Here is a 2,764-nt window from a genome sequence, read left to right as displayed (position 1 = left end):
CTGACCGGGTGGGCCGCGCCGAGCGAGCTGGCGATCGCGCGCCAGCTCCACGCGCGGCTGAGATTGAGGCCGTCGAGATGCGCGATCTTGCCGTCGCTGCGGTCGGAGACGGTGGCGGGGGTGAAGAGGGTGGCGGGCTGTTCCTGCGCCGCGCGGGGGAGGAAGGCGTCGAACCAGCCGGGGAAATCACTGCCGAGGACGGCCGCCATCAGATGGGCTTCGGTGAGCGCTGACGAGAGAAATTCGTCGCCCCCGGGCTCCCACGCCTGACAGTCGCGGTCGGCGGCGAACCAGTCGCGGGCGCGGGTGTCGATCAGCGTGACGAGGGCGGGGTCGCGGGTTTCGGCCCAGCGGCGCGCGAGGAGGAGCGCGAAGCTGATGTTGAAATGGGTGCCGACGCGCAGCGGATAGGTGAGCTTGGGCAGGAAGGCGTGGAAGCGCGCGGCGAAGGCGAGTGCGAGCGGTTCGAGCGCGGCCGCCCAAGGGGCGTCATGGCGTTCGGTCTCGGCATGGAGCGCGAGCAGCCACGCCCAGCCATAGGGGCGCTCGAAACCTGCCGACATTGGGCGACCCAAGAAAGCGAGTTCGCCCGCGACCTTTTCGGGGACGAGCATGGCGTCGGCGCGCGCGCGGATTTCGGTGGCGACGGGCAAGTCGGGAAAGCGGCGCGCGAGGCGGAGAATCTGCCACCAGCCATGGACGCAGCTGTGCCAGTCGAAGCTGCCGTGGAAGATCGGATGATGTTCGCGCGGGGGCTTTGCATCCTCGGGGCCGTTCAGGACGAGGTCCATCTTGTAAGGATATTCGCGGCCGAGGTGGGCGAGCGTCGCGGTCGCGAAGCGGGTGGCGTGGTCGGGGGTGAGGTGGGTCATTCCATATCCTGCGGTCGTCATTGCGAGCGAAGCGAAGCAATCCAGAGCGGTTTACGCACACTCTGGATTGCCGCGTCGCTTCGCCCCTTGCGATGACGATTAAAAGGCAAAGAGCCAGATGAAGACGATGTTCACCGCGAGCAGCGGGAGCGCGGTCCCGATCTGCGCCTTGATCACGCCATAGGGGTTTTTGAGTTCGAGCAGTGCCGCGGGGACGAGGTTGAAGTTCGCCGCCATCGGGGTCATCAGCGTGCCGCAGAAGCCCGCGAGCATGCCGATCGCGGCGACGACCGCGGGGTCGCCGTCATATTGCTTGATGAGCAAGGGCATGCCGACCGCGGCGAGCATCACCGGGAAGGCGGCGAAGGCGTTGCCCATCACCATGGTGAAGAGCGCCATGCCGAGCCCGAAGGCGAGCACCGCGCCGAACAGGCTCCCCTCGGGGATCGTGGTACCGATGAGGCCGCCGACGACTTCGCCGACGCCCGCGAGCGCGAACACCGCGCCGAGGCTGGCGAGCATCTGCGGCAGGATTGCGGCCCAGCCGACCGCGTCGAGAAGGCGGCGACCCTGCTGGAGCGGGAGCAAGGGTGGAGGTTTGAGCCGCGCCATGCCGACCGCGAGCGCGATGAGGACCCCGAAGGCGAGCGAGATGAGCGTCGCCTGCTTCGGATCGGCGAGCCCGGGCACCCATTTGAACAGGAAGGTCCCGATGAGCGCGACCGCGGGGATGATCAGCGCGACGAGGAGGAGGAAATTGCCATATTTGGCGGCGCGTTCGGCCTGGACCTCGGCGGGAACCTCACCGCCGGGCGCGCGGCCGATCTGGCCGGTACCCGCAATCGCGACGAGCGCGAGGACGAGCAGGCCGTTGCCGAAATCGCCGAGCCAGTCGCCCGCGATCATCGAGGTCGCGACCAGACCCCAGAAGGCGGCGTTGCCGAAGCGTTTGGAGTTGCTGCGGTCGAGGAGGCCGAGCAGCGCGAAGAGTGAGAAGATGGTGCCCGCGAGGAGATAGGCATGGCCGAGGGTGATCATGCGCCGCGCTCCCCGATCGTGCGGATACTGCGGTCGAGGCGCCGGAGACGGAAGCCGTGGATCAGGAAGGCGGCAATCGCGGTGGGGATGGCCCAGAGCGAAAGGTGGAGCGGCTCGATCTGGTAGCCATAGCCTTCGAGGATGCCGCGCATCAGCAGGATCGAGCCGAAGGCGAGGAAGATATCCTCGCCGAAGAAGACGCCGACATTGTCGGTCGCGGCGGCATAGGCCTTCACTTCCTCGCGCTCGTCGTCGGTAAGCGTCGGTTTCTGCGCCTCGGCGGCCGCCTCGGCCATCGGCGCGACGAGCGGGCGCACGGTCTGGGCGTGGCCCGCGACCGAGGTCAGGCCGACCGCGGCAAAGGCCTGACGCAGGAAAAGATAGCCGGTGAGCAGGCGGCCGAGGGTCGCGCCTTTCAACCGGCCGATGATGTTGCGTGCGTGCTGTTGCAGGCCGTACGCTTCCAGCAGGCCGATGACGGGGAGGACGATCCAGATGATCGACACATAGCGCGTGTCGTTGAACGCCTTGCCGAAGGCGGCGATGATCGCGGTGACGTCGAGCCCCGCGGCGAGCCCGGTTGCGAGCGCCGAGGCCATGATGACGAGCAGCGGATTGAAGCGGAGCAGGAAGCCCGCGATGATGATGAGGATGCCGATCAGGACGAGCATGACCGGTATCCTTTCACTCCGTCGTCCCCGCGCGGGGTAGACAGTGCTGTTACCAAATTATCTCTCCCTTGCGTCCCCGTAACCGCCGCCGCCCGGCGTTTCGATCACGAAAGCGTCGCCCGCTGCAAGCTCGGCGCTGCCGGTGGCGGCGAGATGCTCGACCCGGCCGTCGGCGCGCTCGAC

4 protein-coding genes are annotated in these 2,764 nt (G+C 67.7%); all 4 read right to left on the bottom strand.

Annotated elements, in window-relative coordinates; translation table 11 throughout:
• On the bottom strand, positions 1–872 hold an 872-nt coding region (locus VN047_RS01830), incomplete at its 3' end, for a DUF2891 domain-containing protein (RefSeq protein WP_325539431.1).
• A gap of 99 nt (positions 873–971) precedes the next feature.
• A complete protein-coding gene (locus VN047_RS01825) occupies positions 972–1,910 on the bottom strand; it encodes a DUF979 domain-containing protein (protein ID WP_325539429.1) in 939 nt (312 codons plus the stop codon).
• Entirely contained in the window at positions 1,907–2,581 is a 675-nt protein-coding gene (locus VN047_RS01820) for a DUF969 domain-containing protein (protein WP_325539427.1), read from the bottom strand. The genes VN047_RS01825 and VN047_RS01820 overlap by 4 nt, the downstream gene beginning before the upstream one ends.
• 57 nt (positions 2,582–2,638) lie before the next feature.
• A partial coding sequence (locus tag VN047_RS22695; RefSeq protein ID WP_414712648.1) for a hydantoinase B/oxoprolinase family protein occupies positions 2,639–2,764 on the bottom strand: 126 nt, incomplete at its 5' end.

The organism is Sphingopyxis sp. (genome assembly GCF_035565275.1).
GTDB lineage: Bacteria > Pseudomonadota > Alphaproteobacteria > Sphingomonadales > Sphingomonadaceae > Sphingopyxis.
This window is presented reverse-complemented; position numbering and strand designations above follow the sequence as displayed.

Excerpts from the sequence above, each read along its gene's own strand:
- VN047_RS01825 (WP_325539429.1), bottom strand. The coding sequence starts at position 1,910 with ATGATCACCCTCGGCCATGCCTATCTCCTCGCGGGCACCATCTTCTCA.
- VN047_RS01820 (WP_325539427.1), bottom strand. The coding sequence starts at position 2,581 with ATGCTCGTCCTGATCGGCATCCTCATCATCATCGCGGGCTTCCTGCTC.